Origin of the sequence: Sorangium sp. So ce302, from assembly GCF_051530145.1 — a bacterium.
Lineage (GTDB): Bacteria > Myxococcota_A > Polyangia > Polyangiales > Polyangiaceae > Sorangium > Sorangium cellulosum_B.
Map to the genome: position 1 here is coordinate 13,223,417 of NZ_CP150326.1, position 18,467 is coordinate 13,241,883.

The window sequence follows — 18,467 nt, forward strand, 5'->3', positions numbered from 1 at the left end:
TTCGCCCGGCTCAGGCGGTCGCGCCGGGCTGGATGCCGTTCAGCGCCATCATCTTCCGCCGCTCGTCGTCCTTGTTGAGGCCGCGGTACCGCTCGTCGAGCTTCGCGACATCGAGCTTCAGGATACGGCCGTAGAGCGAGAGGGCGACGCCGACGATCGACGGGTGGCAGGCGGACTTCACCCGCTCATCGTAGTAGGGATACGCCGCCTCGTGGAAGCTGCGCAGGTTGTAGAACGGGATGCCCGGGAACTTGTGGTGCTCGTTGTGGTACGTGACGTTGTTCCAGAGGAAGTTCGTGACGCGCGCGCTCGTCCCGTAGGTGCGAGAGCTGTAGGCGTCCTCCCCCGGGAGCATCTCGTAGTGCTCGATCATCGAGGTCACGCTGGCGAGGATGGCGCCGAAGACGAACGGCAGGACATAGAAGAAGAAGAACACCTGGAGCGGCATGACCCAGTAGAAGAAGGCCATGAGGCCGTAGAAGCCGAGGAGCTCCACGTTCATCTTGACGCGCTGGAGCGGCGACAGCCGCTTCACGTACCGCGCCATGCAGCCCAGGAAGTAGAGCGGATAGGCGAACGTGTAGACGGCGAGGAGCAGGAGCCTCGCGAGGACGGGGTTCCGCGTGTAATCCGTGACGACGAAGTTGTCGACGTCAGGGTACGTGTTCGCGATCTTGTGATGATGAAGGTGGTAGTTCGTGTACAGCGTCACGCTCATGCCGGTGGGCGCCCAGCAGAGCAGGGCGATGACGTACGAGGTGAGCTTCGAGCGCGAGCAGCTGCCGTGGACGGCGTCGTGCGCCACGGCGCCGAGGCCGCGGACGAGGTTGGCGATCAACCACGAGCAGGCGACCCCGATCGGGATGGCGAGCGGGTGGTGCTGCGTCGCGTACAGCACCCACGTGACCGCGGCCCAGATGCCGAAATGAAGCGGGATCTTGAGCAGGTGAATCGGGTTGCGCCTGTAGGCAGCCTGCAGCAGCTCCCGCGGTACTGTGTCCATGCCGGCCATGCTGATCTCCGTGTTTCTCGCGCGTGCGCGGCCCGGAACTTCGCAAAAAACAGGCGGGAAAACAAGAGCACGCCCGCTTTTTACCCCCGCGGCGCGAATGCCCCTACGCGCCTGCGCAGGGGCCGGCGACAGGGCTTCGCGCCGCTTGAGGGGCGCCTTCGCCGCCGCTAAGACGCGGCCATGGGGACGCGCATCGAGAAGGACAGCTTCGGGCCGATCGCGGTGCAGGACGACCGCTACTGGGGGGCGCAGACGCAGCGTTCCCTCGAGAACTTCCGGATCGGGGGCGAGCGCTTCCCGCGGGAGATGATCGCCGCGCTCGCCACCGTGAAAAAGGCGGCGGCGCTCGTCAACCGCGATCTGGGGCTCCTGCCGGCGGACAGGTGCGCGCTCATCGTCGCGGCGGCCGACGAGGTCATCGACGGCAAGCTCGACGACCACTTCCCGCTCGTCGTCTGGCAGACGGGCAGCGGCACCCAGACCAACATGAACGTGAACGAGGTCATCGGGAACCGCGCGATCGAGATGAGCGGCGGCGTGATGGGCTCGAAATCGCCGGTTCACCCGAACGACGACGTGAACAGGTCGCAGAGCTCGAACGACGTGTTCCCGACGGCCATGCACGTCGTCGCCGCGCTCCAGATCGAGCGCCGCCTGCTCCCGGAGGTCCGCCGGCTGCGTGAGACCCTGGCGCAGAAGAGCGCGGCGTTCGTGGACATCGTCAAGATCGGCCGCACGCACCTGCAGGACGCGACGCCGCTCACGCTCGGGCAGGAGTTCTCCGGCTACGTGGCGCAGCTCGACGCCGGCATCGCTGCGGTGGAGCGCGCGCTCCCGCCGCTGCGCGAGCTGGCGCTCGGGGGCACGGCGGTCGGGACGGGGCTCAACGCCCACCCGGAGTTTCCGGCGAAGGTCGCCGCCAGGATCGCCGAGCTCACGGGGGCGCCCTTCGTCACCGCGCCGAACAAGTTCCAGGCGCTCGCGTCGCACGACGCCCTCGTCGCGGCGCACGGCGCGCTGAAGGTGCTCGCCTGCGGCCTGACCAAGATAGCGAACGACGTCCGCTGGCTCGCGAGCGGGCCGCGCTGCGGGATCGGCGAGATCACGATCCCGGAGAACGAGCCGGGCAGCTCGATCATGCCGGGAAAGGTGAACCCCACCCAGGCCGAGGCGATGACGATGCTGTGCGCTCAGGTGCTCGGCAACGACGTCGCGGTCGGCATCGGCGGGGCGAGCGGCAACTTCGAGCTCAACGTGTACAAGCCGCTCATCGTGCACAACGTGCTGCAGTCGATCCGGCTGCTCGCCGACGGCTGCGCGTCGTTCGAGGAGCACTGCGCGCGGGGCATCGAGCCGAACCGCGAGCGCATCGAGCGGAACCTGCGCGAGAGCCTGATGCTGGTGACCGCGCTGAACCCGCACGTGGGCTACGACAACGCAGCGAAGATCGCCAAGAAGGCGCACGCGGAAGGGAGCACCCTCCGCGAGGCGGCGGTCGCGCTCGGGATCCTCGACGGGGGGAAGTTCGACGAGATCGTTCGGCCGGAGAGGATGATCGGGCCTTCCGGGGACGGGTGAGGCTGCGGTGGACGGGGACGCGAAGGAAGAGGTCGTGCCGAGTTGCCCGGCGCTCGGAGAGGGGGCATCGGCGATAACCGAGCTCGTTCGGTCACGCTCAGCTCACGAAGCCCTCCACCCCACCATCGGTCACCAACGTAAACGACGCTCCGGTCTGAATTCTTTCAACCCGGGGGACTAGGGAACGGCCCACGGCAGCCGCACCCGTGCCCCGGGAAGGATCCCCTGCTCGCCAGGCAGGTTCCAGACCACCGGCGACACGGGCAGCACCACCGGCGCAAGCGTGACCTCATAGCGGCCAAGCTCGAATGTCGCGCCCGCCTCCGGAAACCCCTGCGTCGGGTCGTCGAGCCCCACCAGCGCCTCCGGATCCACAAGAATGTCCGAGGACGGAAGCGCCGGCGCGCTCGCCTGCGGCAGATCGCTCACCCGCTGTAGCGCCTCGTCGACCACACGCTTCCAGTTACGTCCCATCTGCGCGGACGGAAGCTCCGCTGCGAGCGCCTCCAACCGCGCCTTGAACTGTGCGTCGGACAGCACCGTCGCAGTCCGCTCTGCGGGCGACCGGGGTGGCGGCCCGACCTCCTGCGCCTGCGCCATGCCAGGCGCAGCCAGCGTCGCGAGCAGCGCCACGGCAGCTCCGTGCGCTCTCCTGCATACCCTCATTCACCACCTCCTTTGCGCGCCTTCGCGCGGCTGACGGACATCCAGCGAGAGGTCGACCGCGAGGAGCGCCGGATACTCCGGCCTTCCGCGCGGCGGCGGGGCGAGCCCGCCTCCGGGAACGGGCGGCGATCGACGTCGAGCGCCGCGGGGTTCGGGAGCAATCAGTGTACGCCCATCGCAGGTGCCCGGAAAGGGCAACACGCCTGGTGCGCGCGGGTGCGAGGCGGCGTGTTGACACCCTGTCGACACGTGGGATAGACGAAGGCGCCTGCCAGCGGCGCTGTTGCCGAGTTCGTTGCGATTCCTCTCGCCCGCCGGCCAGCACGGATGCCAATGACACCTTGCGCATGGACTCGTCGCGGTGCGGATCCTCGATGTGCCCGGCCGCGGCGCCGCGAGGGCAGCGCGGCGCCGGACGGCGCTGCGCTCGCCCCTCTCCTCCTGGCGGCGGTGGCGCTCTGGTGTCCGCAGGCCAGCGCACAACCCGCCCAGCGGCTGCCAGCCCAGCCTCCGGCCGCCGACGCGCTTCCGGTTCCCCCGCCCGCGGCGCCGACCATCCCGGTCGCGCCAGCCATCCCGGTCGCGCCGCCGCCCGGCGCGGCTCCCCCCGGTGGTGCGCCGGCCACGCCACCTTCCGGAGCTGCGCCGCCCAGCAGCGCGCCGGCCACGCCACCTCCCGGCACCCCCGCGGCCACGCCGGACGCACCGCCTGCCATCGTTGCGCCGTCCGCTGTCGCCGCACCCGGAGCAGCCGCCGCCAGCACGTCGCCGGCAGGCGCCGCGCCGTCCAGCGCTGCGCCGCCCGCCGCGATCGCGGCCGCACCGTCTCCTGCCGGGTCGGCCGCTGCGCCGGCCGCTGGCGGACCGCCGTTCCAGCTCGCGATCGGCCGCCTCGTGCTCTCTCCCCTCGTGCTCGTGCAGGCGCAGGCCGTCCCCTACGTGGGCGAGGACGCCTTCCTCCAGGCGGGCGACGTGGCCGAGGGGCAGGGGTTCCGCCTGCGGCGCGCCCGCATCGGCTTCGCGGGGAGGCTCGCCGGGTACGTGCCGTTCGCTGTCTCGGGCGAGCTCGCCGGGGGCGCGGACGCCTCGGCGCGGCTCTCCGAGGCGTGGATCGGCTACGCCCACTTCCCCTTCGCGAACCTCTACTTCGGCGCGCACGACGTGCCGTTCAGCCGCTCCGCGATGGCCGGCGCCGGCGAGGGCGCGCTCATCGAGCGGCCCCTCGCCGTGCGCGCCATGGCGCCCTCACGCCAGGTCGGCCTCCACGTCGAGGGGCACTTCCGGGGCAGGGCGTTCAGCTACTTCGCCGGCATGTTCAACGGCTTCCAGCGCTCGGATCAGTTCTTCGCCGGCTATGTCGAGAACGCCGCGAGCTTCGGCAACCGCTTCGACCACATCGCCTACGTCGCGCGGCTCGCCACCGAGCCGCTCGGCCCCCTCCCTCGCTCGGTGCAGGACCTCGCCGCCTCGCGCCTCCGCGTCGGCGCAGGCGCGAGCTACTTCTTCAGCGACGGCGGGACGCGCGACATCCACGGCATCGGCGCCGACGTCCTGGTCCAGGCCGCGGGCGCGCACGCGCTGGCCGAGCTCCTCTGGAACCAGAGCGACCCCGAGAGCACCCCGACGCAGCCGCTCGGCCAGCTCGCCCCGGTCACGTCGATAGGGCTCGTCGGCGAGGTGGGGTATTTCGTGAGGCGCATCAAGCTCGGGGTGAGCGCGCGGTTCGAGTGGCTCGATCCCAACCTCGACCTCTCGGACGAGACGGACAGCTGGGCCCTCACCGCCGGCGCGAGTTACCACTTCATCGACAACACGCTCAAGGCGCAGGCCGACTTCACCCACCGGCAGGAGCGCCACGGCGTCGCGCTCGACAACGACGCCGTCGCGCTGCAGCTCCAGCTCAACCTCTAGCGGCCCGCCATGCGAAAACGCCGCTCCGCCCTCGCCCTGCCCGCGCCGCGCGGCGCCCTCGGCCTCCTCGCTCTCCTCGGCCTGGTCGGCCTGGTCGGTTGCGACGAGCCGAACCTCCTGCGCGCCAAGCCGATCGAGAACCGGTTCGAGCTGGTCGGCGGCCCGGTAGCGATGGCCGATGTCGGCGATTTCCTGTTGGAAAACGACGAGATCCGGGTCGCGATCCTCGGCCCGCGCCACTCGCCGGGGCCGGGCGTCTACGGCGGCTCGCTGGTCGACGCCGACCTGCGCCGCCCCGATCCGCGCTTCGCGAGCGCGTCGGGCCGCGACCGCTTCGCCGAGTCGTTCCCGGTCGCCAACCTGCTCGTGCCCGATCCGGGCGCCACCGAGGTCTTCGTGGTCGACGACGGCTCCGACGGGCAGGAGGCGATCGTCCGGGTCGAGGGCGACGGCGGCTTCCTCTTCCACGCGCTCGGCGTGCTGAAGACCCAGGAGGACCTGCTCGGCCTCCTGTTCGACGGCCTCAAGCCGGCGATGCGCTTCCGCACCGACTACGTCCTGCGCCCGGGCGAGCGGTTCGTCACGATCCGCACGACGCTCCTCCTGCCGGACGAGGTGCTCGGGTGCCCGAGCGTCGCCTCGTGCGCGCTCGAGTGCGCGGACGGCCTCGCGGCGGGCGACGACGGCTGCCCTGCGTGCGCCTGTGGGGAGCCGCTCTCGCTCGACAACTACGCGGGCCCCTCCGACATCTTCAGGGGCATCCTTGGCGACGAGCGGAACGGAGATCCCGAGCGCAAGGGCGGGATCGTCGCCGGCGATTTCGTCTTCTTCGGCAACCAGAACGACATCTTCGGCCCTGGCATGGGCTTCGACGAGGAGAAGGCGGTGTTCGACGCCCTCTTCTCCGGCCGGGACACGTTCCAGCAGCCGCTCAGCTTCGATTTCGTCGCCGCGGCGGGCGGCGACGTCAGCTACGGCTATTTCACGAAGGCGCCGGAGGGCGGCCCGCCCTCCACGGTCAACGTCCCCGTCTTCACGAGCGCGGCGACGGCCTTCCTGAGCGCCGGCCGGAGCTGCCTCGCCGCGGACTCCGACGACGACGCGTGCGACCGGAAGCGGTCGTTCACCTACGAGCGCTACTTCGCCGTGGGCGAGGGCGACATCGCGAGCGTCGCCGAGGTGGTGTACGGCGCCCGGGGCACGCCGACCGGCGCGCTCGAGGGCGCCGTGCGGTGGCGGTCGACGGGCGCGCCCGTGCCGAACGCGCGGGTCCACGTCTTCCGCGACCCCGACCCGGGCGCCGCCTTCGCGAGCGTCGACGCGCTCGTCGAGGCGAACCTCGCGCGTTCGGGGGACGTGGGGCTGCTCAGCTCCGTCGACGCCGACCTCGGGCTCGATCCGGTGGAGGACGGCGACTTCCACGCGCGGCTCGCGCCCGGCGGCTACCTGCTCGTCGCCGAGAACCCCGAGGGCACCGCCGTGTCCGCGCCGATCCGCGTGGCGCTCGGCGCCGGGGCCACGATCTCGGTGGCGGCGGAGCTGCCGAGCCCCGCGCGGATCGCGTACCGGGTGGTCGACGAGGGCGGCCGGCTCGCGCCCGCCAAGCTGACCTTCGTCGCGCTCGACGCCGCGGGCCAGCCGCTCGAGGGCGACGGCACGAGGCGGGTCTACCTCGGCCACGGCCGCCTCGGCAGCGGCGTCCGGCAGATCGAGCGATCGGCGACGGGCGAGGGCGCGGTCGAGATCGAGCCCGGGCGCTACCGCGTCCTCGCCACGCGCGGGCCCGAGTTCGGCCGGTTCGAGGTCCCCGACCTCGAGGTGCGCGCCGGGGAGGTCCGGCGGATCGAGGCGGTCGTGCCGCGCGAGGTCGACTCGACGGGCTGGATGTCGATCGACATGCACCTGCACCAGCGCCCGAGCTTCGACAGCGGCCTGCCGCTCGAGGAGCGGGTGACCTCGGCGGTCGTCGAGGGGCTCGACGTCGCGGTGACCACCGACCACGACGTGCACACGGATCTCGCGCCCGCGGTGAGGCAGCTGGGGCTCGAGCCGCACCTGAAGACGGCGGTCGGCGCCGAGGTCTCGACGCTCGAGCTCGGGCACTTCATCGGCTTCCCGCTCCGCTACGACGAGCTCGACGTGCCGGATCACGGCGTCTTCGACTGGGTCTGCCGCGCGGGCGGGGACGTGATCGACGGGGTGCGCGGCACGGCGGCGGAGGGCGACGACGCGCTCGTGATCGTCGCTCACCCGCGCGACGGGTTCATCGGGTACATCGACCAGCTCGGCGTCGACCCCTTCACGCTGCGCCGGTCGATCCCGACGCTCGAGGCGAGCAACCCGCTGTTCCAGGCGGGCAGCTGCGATTTCGACGCGATGGAGGTCTTCAACGGGAAGCGGCTCGATCTGCTCCGGACCCCCACCGTGCAGGAGGTCGTCGATTTCAACCGGTGCCTGTCCCGGATCGACGCCGCGACGGACGAGGCGTCGCTCCGCGCGGCGTGCGCCGAGCTTCCTGGCGGCCTCCCGGCGTGCAAGCCCGGCGAGCGGTACGCGGTCTGCCAGCAGCGCGCCCGCTCGGCGCTCGCCTGGAGCGTGACCAAGCGGATCCTGACGAGGACGCCCGAGGAGCAGGACGCCGTCTGGGACTTCGACACGACCGCGGCCGACGGGGAGGCGCTCTGCCTGGGAGGCGAGGGCGGCGCGGTCCCGCCGGAGGACGCGGATCGGCCGTGCACCTTCCACGCGGGCCAGGTCGACGACCTGTTCCGCTACCTCGACCACGGCTTCTCGCCGACGCAGGTGGGGAGCAGCGACAGCCACGGCGCCTCGCTGGAGCCGGGCTTCCCGCGCACCTATTTCCGCTCGCCGACCGACCAGCCGGCGGCGCTCGATCTCGAGGAGGCGACCGGGGCGCTCCGCGCGGGCAGCGCGTTCGCCACGTATGGGCCATTCATCCGCGCGAGCGTGGGCGGCGCGACGTTCGGCGGCGTGGCGCGCGTCGAGGGCGACACGGTGCCGCTCGACCTGCGGATCGAGACGGCGAGCTGGTTCGGCGTGGATCGCGTCGAGGTCTACGTGAGCGGCCGCCTGGTCCGGGTGCTCGAGCCGCCTTCGGGGCCGTCGGCGATCGTGGACGTCGACGAGCGGCTCGTGTTGCCGGCGCCGCCGTCGGACGGCTGGGTCGTGGTGGTGGCGATGGGCCTGCGCGACGAGAACCTCCTCACGCCGGTCGCGCTGCCGGTGTCGTTCGGCGAGCTCCAGCTGCCCCGGGTCGCGAGCCTCGCGTTCACGCAGGTCGAGGCGCTCTCCCGGTTCTTCACGGCGTCGCCGCCGGTCCCCGACTGGTACCCGGTGGCGCCCTACGCGGTCACGAACCCCATCTTCCTGGATCGCGACGGCAACGGCGTTTACGACGCCCCGCGCGGCCCGCCCCCGTTCTGCGCGAGGCCGTGCGACCCGGCCGTGCTCGATCCGTCGCAGTGCCCGGAAGGGCAGCAGTGCCTGGTGAACGAGCGCGTCTGCGGGATCTTCGTGCTCGGCCGCTGCGACGACAAGCAGGCGTCGCCGTAGCGCCCAAACGATGGCCGCGCGCGCGCGCGCGGCCCGCGCAGACCTCACCAACGGGCAGGAGCGACGGCGGAGCGCGCCGCGCGCTCAGCGGGGCCGTGCGGTAGGGGACGGCGTGATCGCGTGGGCGATGGCGCTCTGGAGCGTCGAGCGGGTGATGATGCCGCGGAGGTCGATCCCGCCCTGCGTGAGCGCACGGGCGACCTCCGGCTGCATCCCGGTCAAGATCGCCTGCGCGCCGAGCAGCCGCAGCGCCGAGGCGGTGCGGATCAGCGAGTCGGCGACCCCGGCGTCGACGCGCTTCAGGCCGGTGATGTCGATGATCACGATGGACGGGTTGTGGCGCTCCACCCCGGCGAGGGTCGCCTCCAGCACCTGCGCGGCGCGCGCTGCATCCATCGTCCCGATGAGCGGCATGACCAGGACGCGATCGGTGATCGGGATGATGGGCGTCGCCATCTCCGAGAGGCGCAGCCGCTGCACCCCGATGATCTCCTCCTGGAGCGCTGCCCGGGCCTGCTCGGCGCGCTCGCGCTCGCGGAGCTCCTCGAGCAGCAGCTCGTTGGCCCGGTTCAGCTCGTCTGCCTTCTGCGACAGGCGCTCGTTGACCGAGAACAGCTCCTCGGTGCGCCGCTGCACCTCGCTCTCGAGCCGATCGTTCATGGCGCGGTGCCTCTCGGAGACCTCCTGCAGCCGGCCGTAGAGCAGCGCGTTCTCGAGCGCCGCCGCGACCTGCGCGCCCAGGAGGCGGAGCAGCTCGGTCTGCTCCGGGGTGAAGGCGCCGCTCGCGAGCGTGTTCTCCACGTACAGCACGCCCGTCAGCCGGTTCTGGTGGACGAGCGGGAGGCCCATCACCGACTTTGGCCGGCGCGCGGCGAGGTAGGGATCCGCCGCGAACCGAGGGCTCGCCGCGGCGTCGTCCAGGATGAGCAGCTCTCGCGTCCGCGCCACGTAGTGGACCACGCTGACCGGCAGGGCCGAGGACTCCTCCAGCGGACGCCGGAGCTCCACCTCGATCGACGCAGGATCGATGGTGACGGACGCCTCGATGAACAACCGCTCTTCGCGCGCGAGCACCAGGAAGCCGCGCTGGCCGCCGGCGCTCGCGAGGACGGCGCGCATCACGCGGTCGAGCGCCTTCCCGAGCACGAGCTCGCTGGAGATCGCGTGCGTCGTCTGCAGCACCGCCGCGACGTCGGCGAGCTTGTGGAGGAGCGGGTGGCTCACCGACATGGAGCTCGATCTCGCGGCGGCCTTCTCGTGCTCCGCCGCGGGCCCCCGAGCGATGGGGAGCGGGTCGAGCCCGTGCTGCCGGATCAGCTCCGTGGCCTTTCGCTCTGCCCCCCACTGCCGGTAGGCGTGCATCGCGGCGTCCAGGTAGAGCGTGGCGATGCGCCGCCGGCCCTTGCGAGCGTAGTACAGGCCAGCCAGCTCCGACGCGAGCGCCTCGTACTGCACGAACTCGCTCTGACGGGCGGCGTCGATGGCGTCGTCGTAGAGCCCCATCGCCTCGACGTCGCGGCCGGAGGCGCGCGCCGCCTCGGCCAGGACGAGGACGTGCTTCACGCGGAAGTTGTCGGGGCAATGGCGCGCCCAGAGCTCGAGCTTCTCGAGCGACGCGGAGAGCGCCCCGGCGTGCCGCTCGCGCTCGCGCTCGTCATGCTCGCCGAGCGCGACCAGCGTGAGCGCGAGATAGAAGTGGTAGGTCGCCTCGATCGGCATCGCCATGACGGCCCCGAGCACCGGGCGCGCCGCCTCTGCGGCGGCGAGCGCCTCCTCGGGGCGTCCCTGGGAATAGAGCAGGATGAGCCGGATGATGTGGTAAAAGGCGATACCGCACCCGAAGCTCGCCCGGGTGAGCGCGGCCAGGCATTCCTCCTCTGCAAAGCCCTCCTCGCTCAGCGAGGCGTCGGCCGCCGTGAGCCCCTTCAGGCTGCGCAGGAACTGCTGCTCCAGCCGGATCGTCTCGAGGACGGCGTGATTGCCTGTCTTGCGCGCGAACGACGCGAATCGCTCGGCGACGCGGTGGACCTCCGCCAGCGGATCGCCCTTCTCGTAGACCTGCCAGACGGTCTCGAAGGCCAGGTAGCTCGCGTACACCAGATCGCCGGCCTCGATGCACGCGAGGAACGCCCGCTCCAGGATGGGGAGATCGTTCCGGATGTGCTGGACCCAGAAATTGATGTGATCGCCGTGGAGGTGCAGCAGCGTCCCCCGCAGCGAGATGTCCCCGAGCTTCTCGTTCAGCCGGATCGACATCTCCGAGAAGCGGAATCCCGACGGGATATCGCCGAACGCCGCGACGAGCATGAGCCCGTAGACGCTGTAGGCGAAGCACGACGCCTCGGTGTTGCCGTGCCGCAGCGACAGGTTCAGCATCTTCAGCGCGATGAGCGGGAACACGCCCGGCCGCCCGATGTACGCGCAGGGAGCGCAGTCGGCGAGCAGGTTGATGACCGCGCGGATCTGCTCGTCGGCGAGCAGCGGCGCGTGCAGGATGTCCTCGATGCTCCTGCCCGCCATGCTCTCCGGGATCTGCGCGACCTCGGCGGAGACGGCGGCGCCGATCTCCTCGCTCGCCCCGGGGATCTCGACGCCGAACAGGCGCAGCGCCTCCTGTCCGACGGTGACGCCCTCGTCGTAGCGGCCGGCGACCTGGTAGAGCTTCATCCGCAGGCTCTGGACCCGCGCCCGATCGAGGTTCGACGCCGCCACCACGAGCAGCCGCTGGAACAGCGCCTCGGCCTCGGTGAAGCGGCCGCACAGGTACTCGCACTCGGCCGCCTCCAGCGTGAGCGCCCAGCGCAGCGCCTGATCCCGCGAGGCGCCGTCGTCTCCGAGCGCGCTCCGCCCGGCGCTGAAGTACTCCGCCGCGGCCCCGTACGCGGTCGAGCTCTTGGCCTTCCTCCCGGCGCGCAGGTTCAGGCGCGCGAGCAGATCGCGCTCGCCGGGATCGGCGATGAGGGCGGCACCATAGTTAAGATGGTTTACAGTGTCGAACAGCTGCTCTTCCTGCGGCTCGCCGCGCTGGCTGGCCAGCATCAGGCGGCCTACGCGCAGGTGGGCGGCACATCTGTGCTCGTCCGCGATGAGGGCATAGGCCGCCTGCTGGACGCGATCGTGCAAGAACTGGTAGGAGACGGCGAACGACGCGTCGGTCGCGGGCTCGCCGTGGGACGGGTCTTCCGGGTGCACGAGCCGGTAGTCGGCGTCGATGGGGAGCAGGACCCCTTCCTGCATGGCCGCCCAGAGATCCTGCGCCGCCTGCGCGGCCGGCAGCTCGGAGATCGTCGCGAGCGTGCGCAGGTCGAACCGGTGCCCGATGCACGCGGCGAGCGTCAGGGCGCGCTGGGTGGGCGGCGCGAGCCTCTGCAGCTTGGCGATCATGAAGTCGACGACGTTGTCCGTCACGGCCCGCGACTCGATGGCTGCGAGATCCCATGTCCATCTGCCGGTCTCCGGGTCGCACCGGAGGAGCCCGTCGTCGCTCAGCATTCGTAGGAACTGCCCGATGAAGAACGGGTTGCCCAGCGTCTTGTCGTGGATGAGCTCGGAGAGCTGGGCGACGTCCTGCGCCGCGCGGCCGAGGGCGTCCGAGGCGAGCGCCGTCACGTCGTCCTGCGAGAGCGGGGCGAGGGGGATGTCGGTCACGGCCGCGCTCGCGGCGCGGACGGCGTCGAGGGTGATGACGAGCGGGTGTGCCGGGCTCACCTCGTTGTCGCGGTACGCCCCGACGACCAGGAGATGGCGTGTATCGGCGTCGGTGAGCAGGAGCCGCAGCAGCCTGAGCGACGCCGGGTCCGCCCACTGGAGGTCGTCGAGGAACAGGACCAGCGGGTGCGCCGGAGCGGCGAATACGCCAAGGAAGCTCCGGAACACCATGTCGAAGCGGTTCTGCGACTCGGAGGGGCCGAGCGCCGCGACCGCGGGCGCCTCGCCGACGATGAGCGCGAGCTCGGGGATGAGGTCGACGAGGAGCCCGGCGTTCGGGCCGAGCGCCGCGCCGAGCTCCGCTCGCCAGTGGGCCAGCGCGTCTGTCCGCTCGGAGAGGAGCTGCTGCACGAGCCCCCTGAACGCCTGGACGACCGAGGCGCAGGGCACGCCGCGGTTCAGCTGATCGAACTTGCCGTGCGCGAAGTGGCCGCCGACCCTGGCGATGGCCTTGTAGGTCTCGTGGACCAACGCGCTCTTGCCGACGCCGGAGTAGCCGGAGACGAGCACGAGCTCCGCGGCGCCCGCGCGGGCCCGCTCGAAGGCGGCCAGGAGCCGGTCCCGCTCCTCGTCTCGGCCGTAGATCTTCTGCGGGACGCGCAGCTCGTGGCTGCGATCGCGCTGACCGACGGGGAAGGGGTGGACCCGGCCTGTCTGCTCGAGGGACCGCAGGCACTCCGCGAGGTCTGCCTTGACGCCGTACGCGCTCTGGTAGCGGTCCTCCGGCGCCTTGGCGAGGAGCTTCATGACGATCTCGGAGACCGGCCGGGGGACGTCCCCGCGGTGCTCGTGCGGCGGGGCGGGCTGCCGCGCGATGTGGCTGTAGAGGACGTCCACCGGATCGCCGTCCGGGAACGGCAGGGCTCCGGTCAGCATTTCATACAGCGTGACACCGAACGAGTAGAGGTCGGCGCGGTAATCGATGCCCCTGTTCATGCGCCCTGTCTGCTCGGGCGACATGTACGCGAGCGTGCCTTGCAGGGTGGACGCCGAGGTCGACTGTTGAAACTCCTGCTTGAGCCGCGACGAGGCGCCGAAGTCGATGAGCGTGGCGCGGCGCAGGTCCGAGCTGACGATGATGTTGCTGGGATTGATGTCCTTGTGCGTGACGTGACAGCGGTGCACCGCGCCGATGGCGTCGGCGATGGCCGCCGAGAGCGCCAGCGCCGCGCGGAGGTCCAGCCGGCGATCGTCGAGGATCGCCCTCAGGGTCGTGCCCTCGACCGCCTCCGTGACGAGGGCGAGGCCGCCGCGCGTCCTCTCGAGCGAGCACACCCTCACCACGGACTCGAGATCCAGATCGCGCAGGAGGCTGAACTCGTGCCGCAGCAGGGCGAGATCGCGGACGCTCGGGTGCTCCCCCTTCAGCGTCTTGATGACGACCGGCCGCTGATCCGCGGCGCGGCGGCCGCGGTAAACGTGGGTCTTGCCGCCCTCATGGATCAGCTGCTCGACGACGTGTCCTGGCAGATCGAACGGTGCTGTGGTGGTCATGACGTGCTTGCGCTCCACCTCGTGATGGCTTCGTCCACACGTACCGTGCGGCCGATTACGTCCGGGAAGGACCAGTATAGGGCGGTCTTCTGCGGATTCACCGAGGGAGTGCAAAGAAGGGGGCTCGACGTGTGCTGTGTCACGCTGCAACGCCGCGTTCCTTGTCGTTGTGTGTGATGCGGAGTACTCGACGCGAAGCGCCCAGGTTCGTTCCTGGGCGCGGGTGAGGCGTTTCCGGGGCCGCCCGGCCCTCGTGGCGGGTCGCCTCACAGGCGGCAACCAAGCTTCGCGCCGCGTTCTCCTACATCCGAACGTTTACGTGGTCGTGGTCGTGGTCGTGGTCGTGGTCGTGGTCGTCAACGGTAGGCCGTGAACGACCACGACCACGACCACGTAAACGTTCACGACCACGTAAACGTTCACGTTGGTGACCGATGGTGGGGTGGAGGGGGGCGGGCTTCGCGCCCTGAGCGTGACCGAGCTTGGTTAACGCCTATGCCCCGAGGGCCTACCGTGAGCGTGCCATCAAGGACCCCTCTGGCGACGCGCAGCTCGGGTGGTCGAGGAGGCCGCGCGGCTGTGACGCGAGATCGAGCGTCGGATCGACGAGGTCGCGGAGGGGCCCTCCGTTCAGCGACGCGACGACCGTGGCCGTGACGATGGGCCGCACCCCGGAGTCCTTTTGCAAGCGATCGGCCACGTGGTGCGCGAAGTCGACGAGCATGTCGGGCCGCGCGCACATCTCCCCGAGCTGGCGGCTCGTGAGCCACGCCTCGACGTCGAGCGGCTCGCGCACGCCGGTCCTCGGATCCAGCACGTGAATCCCGAGCTCGCTCACATTCTTGTCGCGCAGCTTCATGCGCCACGAGAAGCGGTGTCCGGCCTCGCTCCAGGCGACGTCGCCCGGATAGACCCAGTGGCGGAGCGGCACCACGAGGTGGAACAGGAGATACCCGTGGAGCAGCGCGAGCGGCAGCGCGCTCCGGCGCGGCGCGGCGGGCGAGGGGACGCGGGCGACGTCGCCGGGGGCGTCCGCGCCCTTGAACAGGAAGGGCAGCCGCCGCCTCGGCCACGAGGGATCGCCGAACAGCGCGAGCGAGGCGATCATCGCGTAGGGGAAGATACCGATCTTGAACAGGAGGGCGTTGGACAGGTTGAACGCCACGGCGAGCGCCGCGCCGAAGGGGAAGGTGCGCCGGGAGAAGAGCAGGAAGCCCATCGAGAGGTCGATGAAGAGCCCCGCATACGAGAGCGCGAGCCCCGCTGCCTGTGAGGCCAGGAGCGGCCCGACGAGGGGCGCGTCGCCGTGCGCGGCGAGCCACATGGTGAGCGGCTGCCCCCGGAGCCAGTCGCCGTTCAGCTTCGCGACGCCGCCGTAGAAGTAGACGATGGCGATCTGGGCCTTCAGGGCGAAGAGATAGAAGCGCGGCACGGTCTCCGCCGGCGCGCCGGGCGCCGCCCCTGCGGGCGAGGCGCGCCGCGCGCGGAGGCGATCCAGCGAGAGCGCGCGGTGCGCCGGGGCGGCGGCGAGCATCAGCCCGAGGAGGCAAAGGAGATAGAGGTGGTTGAGGTATTGTGCCTTGTCGAGGAGGAAGACATAGGTGAGCGCAGCGCAGAGGAGCGCGGCGCTCACCCGGTAGAAGAGCCCGACGGCGCAGAGCAGCGCGAGGACGAAGAGGGCGCCGAAGTGCCAGTACATCCCAGTCCCGCCCCACGGGCGGACGAGGGGGACGAAGCTGAAGAAGAAGCCTGGCTCGATGTAATAGCGGTAGATCCGATCGTGGAGCGCGTACCGGACGACCTCCCACGCGATCAGGGCGCCATAGCCGGCGCGGAAGACGGCGAGCGAGGCGGCGTCGACCTCGGCGGTGAGGTAGGCCGCCCAGCGCCGCGCGAGGTCACTTCCAGTGCCCGTGCGCGTGCCCGTGCTTGTGCTTGTGCTTGTGCTTGCCGTGAACGTGGATGTGGACCGGTCGGCCGTCGTCATCGTCGTCGTCGTCATCGTGGACCACCACCACGCCAGGAGCCCTGTTGACCTTCACATCCACGTTCCACGCCGTCGCCACCACGACGTTGAGGGCAGGCGCGCTCGGGCCGACGATGACGTGCACGCCGGGGCGGTAGCCGACGAGCACCACGTCGGCGTGCGTCGGGTGCGCCACGACGACGGTGAGCTTCACCGGGTTGACCTTCGCCCCGACCTTGCCGACGCAGTAAAGGCCGCCCGGGCCGGGGGTGAGCACGACGAGCTCGGAGCCCTGTCCCACGAAGCCGAGCTTGATCTTGCGGTCGCCGACGGGGATCGGCTTCAGGTCCGCGTCGAGGACGTAGACCCTGACCTGACCGGAGGCCTTGTCCGCGACGACCTCGATCGTGTCGTCGCCGACCACCTGGATCACCCCGCCGTTCGGGCCCGTCTTGCCGGGGGGGATGGGCCTCTTCTCCGCCTTTCTCGCGCCCTCGACGATGACCTTCGTGCCCCCTGAGGGCACGTGGAGCGTGCCATTCCACGGCTTCCCGGAGACGCTGATGTTGTACTTCACCTCGGTGAGATCGGCCTCGAGCTTGGGCCCGGTCGCGACGAGGAGCCCTGTCTTCGCGTCGAGCGCGAGCGGGGCCTGCGCGTCGCCGTTCGGCCCTTTCCAGGTGAGCGTGCCGCTCACGTCCTTGTCGATGGGCTTGCCGTCAGGCGCCTTCACGATCGCCTTCACGGCGCCGTCGGGCGCGAACTCCCACCCGACCGAGCCGCCGTCGTGCTCCTCGGTCAACGGATCTTCGATCGCCACGGGGACCGCCTGGACCGACTCCTCGGTCACGCTGGCCTCGGCGGTGGTCTTGCACCCTGTCGCGAAGGGGCTACCGGCGATCAAGGTGGTCAGGGCCACCACGGAAAGGATGCTCTTGGCTTGCATCAAAGCCTCCAAGCGCAGGAGGGTATCGCAACCGCCGCGCCGCGTCTGCACGAACCGCCTCGTTCCACGGCGATGAGGGGCACGGGCGACGACATTGGATGCGCGGTGACCACTTCGCCCGTGATCGTCGCTCGCGCGTGCCTCCGGCGTGAGCTCGTAGGGTTCGAAGAAGCCTTGTGCGGAGTGCCTCGTGGGATGACGAGCGATGTGGATGCTCTGGGCATATCGCCGAGCGCGCTAGCGAACGCGGCGGATGCCTGTGGCAGCTCGCCAGGCGCAATCGCGGCGTGCCGGATGCTTGTGGCGGCTCACCAGGCGCGAGCGTGCGTGGTGTTGCCGATGCCTGTGGCGGTTCGCCAGCCGCCGTCACGCGCCTCTGGAGGCTCCTCGGCGTTTTCGCGCCTGGGCTTCCCCCCAGCGCCTCTTCGGGCTAGCGTCCCGGACGAGCCCGTCCTGCCATGTCCCAGCGCGTCTATGTCGGCCTCGTCGGCTACGGCCTCGCCGGCGCCGTTTTCCACGCCCCGCTGATCCGGTCCGTCTCTCGGCTGCGCCTCGCCGCCATTGCGACCCGCCGGGAGGGCCAGGTCATGGCCGACCACTCGGGCGTCGCCGTGCATCCGACGCCCGAGGTGCTGATCGCCGAGCCAGGGATCGACCTCGTGGTCATCGCCTCGCCCAACGAGACCCACTTCCCGCTCGCGCGCGCCGCGCTCGAGGCGGGCAAGCACGTGGTCGTCGACAAGCCGTTCACGATCACGAGCGCCGAGGCCGACGAGCTCATCGCGCTGGCCGCGCGCCGGGGCCGGCTCCTCTCGGTCTTCCAGAATCGCCGCTGGGACGCGGACTTCCGCACCGTGCGCAGCTGCATCGAGCAGGGCCTGCTCGGCGAGGTGGCCTCGTACGAGGCGCACTTCGATCGCTTCCGCCCCGCCATCAAGCAGGGTTGGCGAGAGCAGGAGGCGCCGGGCTCGGGGATCCTGTACGACCTCGGCGCGCACCTGATCGATCAGGCGCTCGTGCTCTTCGGCTTGCCGCGCTCGGTGACCGCCGACGTCCTCGCGCAGCGATCCGGGGCGCGCACGGTGGACTATTTCCACCTGACGCTCGACTACGGCAAGCGCCGGGTGATCGTGCGCTCCTCGACGCTGGTGCCCGAGCCGGGGCCGCGCTTCGCGGTCCATGGCGACGGCGGGAGCTTCCTCAAGCACGGGATCGACGGCCAGGAGGACGCCCTCAAGGCAGGCACACGCCCGGGTGTACCGGAGTGGGGGCGTGACGACCCGCGCTCGTTCGGCACGCTCGTCACGGCGAGCGGCGAGCGCCGCGTAATCGAGAGCCTGCCCGGCGCCTACGAGGCCTATTACGAGGGCATCGCGGCGGCGATCCTCGACGGCGCCCCGCCGCCGGTGCGCGCCGAGGAGGCGCGCGACGTGATCCGCGTCATCGAGGCCGCGATGAAGAGCGCCGCCGAGCGGCGGACGATATCGCTGGGGGCGTGATCGACGCTGCGCAGGAAAACCGCTGCTTGCGTTGAGAAGCGGTTGAAGAGCGCATGCTCACGCGACCTCTGTCGTCTCGTACCGAGGGTGCTTATCGGGCGGTGGGAATGCGCC

General features: G+C 70.9%; 9 protein-coding genes. 4 read left to right on the top strand and 5 right to left on the bottom strand.

Annotated features, from left to right (window positions below; translation table 11 throughout):
* Positions 1 to 10 precede the first annotated feature (10 nt).
* On the bottom strand, positions 11 to 1,003 hold the full coding sequence (locus tag WME73_RS50120; RefSeq protein ID WP_437743356.1) for a fatty acid desaturase family protein: 993 nt from the start codon (positions 1,001 to 1,003) through the stop codon (positions 11 to 13).
* 189 nt (positions 1,004 to 1,192) lie between these two features.
* Here WME73_RS50120 and fumC point away from each other — a divergent pair, with 189 nt between their 5' ends.
* Positions 1,193 to 2,590 carry a class II fumarate hydratase gene (fumC, locus tag WME73_RS50125; protein ID WP_437914219.1) on the top strand — a complete coding sequence of 466 codons (1,398 nt, stop codon included), beginning with the start codon at positions 1,193 to 1,195 and terminating at the stop codon, positions 2,588 to 2,590.
* 177 nt (positions 2,591 to 2,767) lie between these two features.
* Here fumC and WME73_RS50130 read toward each other — a convergent pair whose 3' ends face one another.
* A complete protein-coding gene (locus tag WME73_RS50130) occupies positions 2,768 to 3,223 on the bottom strand; it encodes a hypothetical protein (protein ID WP_437743358.1) in 456 nt (151 codons plus the stop codon).
* A gap of 927 nt (positions 3,224 to 4,150) precedes the next feature.
* On the opposite strand from WME73_RS50130, the gene WME73_RS50135 reads away from it, so the two are divergent.
* Together WME73_RS50135 and WME73_RS50140 are read left to right on the top strand one after the other, a co-directional pair.
* The gene (locus WME73_RS50135; protein ID WP_437743359.1) at positions 4,151 to 5,167 is read left to right on the top strand and encodes a porin; all 1,017 of its coding nucleotides are present in this window, start codon (positions 4,151 to 4,153) and stop codon (positions 5,165 to 5,167) included.
* A 9-nt stretch (positions 5,168 to 5,176) separates the two neighbouring features.
* Positions 5,177 to 8,740 carry a PHP domain-containing protein gene (locus tag WME73_RS50140; protein ID WP_437914220.1) on the top strand — a complete coding sequence of 1,188 codons (3,564 nt, stop codon included), beginning with the start codon at positions 5,177 to 5,179 and terminating at the stop codon, positions 8,738 to 8,740.
* Between the two features lie 84 nt (positions 8,741 to 8,824).
* On the opposite strand, the gene WME73_RS50145 is transcribed toward WME73_RS50140, so the two are convergent.
* The 3 genes from WME73_RS50145 to WME73_RS50155 all read right to left on the bottom strand — a co-directional run bounded on the left by WME73_RS50145 (position 8,825) and on the right by WME73_RS50155 (position 16,854).
* Positions 8,825 to 13,942: an AAA family ATPase gene (locus tag WME73_RS50145; protein ID WP_437914221.1), complete on the bottom strand. Its 5,118-nt coding sequence runs from the start codon at positions 13,940 to 13,942 to the stop codon at positions 8,825 to 8,827.
* 508 nt (positions 13,943 to 14,450) lie between these two features.
* Positions 14,451 to 15,944, bottom strand: coding sequence for an HTTM domain-containing protein (locus WME73_RS50150; RefSeq protein WP_437914222.1), 1,494 nt, complete (start codon positions 15,942 to 15,944; stop codon positions 14,451 to 14,453).
* Positions 15,841 to 16,854 carry a hypothetical protein gene (locus WME73_RS50155; RefSeq protein ID WP_437914223.1) on the bottom strand — a complete coding sequence of 338 codons (1,014 nt, stop codon included), beginning with the start codon at positions 16,852 to 16,854 and terminating at the stop codon, positions 15,841 to 15,843. The genes WME73_RS50150 and WME73_RS50155 overlap by 104 nt, the downstream gene beginning before the upstream one ends.
* A gap of 458 nt (positions 16,855 to 17,312) precedes the next feature.
* Between WME73_RS50155 and WME73_RS50160 the strand changes: the two genes are divergently transcribed.
* On the top strand, positions 17,313 to 18,353 hold the full coding sequence (locus tag WME73_RS50160) for an oxidoreductase (RefSeq protein WP_437914224.1): 1,041 nt from the start codon (positions 17,313 to 17,315) through the stop codon (positions 18,351 to 18,353).
* Positions 18,354 to 18,467: the final 114 nt, after the last annotated feature.

Coding starts and splice junctions, on each gene's coding strand:
- WME73_RS50120 (WP_437743356.1), bottom strand. CDS start 1,003: ATGGACACAGTACCGCGGGAGCTGCTGCAGGCTGCCTACAGGCGCAAC.
- fumC (WP_437914219.1), top strand. CDS start 1,193: ATGGGGACGCGCATCGAGAAGGACAGCTTCGGGCCGATCGCGGTGCAG.
- WME73_RS50140 (WP_437914220.1), top strand. CDS start 5,177: ATGCGAAAACGCCGCTCCGCCCTCGCCCTGCCCGCGCCGCGCGGCGCC.
- WME73_RS50145 (WP_437914221.1), bottom strand. CDS start 13,942: ATGACCACCACAGCACCGTTCGATCTGCCAGGACACGTCGTCGAGCAG.
- WME73_RS50150 (WP_437914222.1), bottom strand. CDS start 15,944: ATGACGACGACGACGATGACGACGGCCGACCGGTCCACATCCACGTTC.
- WME73_RS50155 (WP_437914223.1), bottom strand. CDS start 16,854: ATGCAAGCCAAGAGCATCCTTTCCGTGGTGGCCCTGACCACCTTGATC.
- WME73_RS50160 (WP_437914224.1), top strand. CDS start 17,313: ATGTCCCAGCGCGTCTATGTCGGCCTCGTCGGCTACGGCCTCGCCGGC.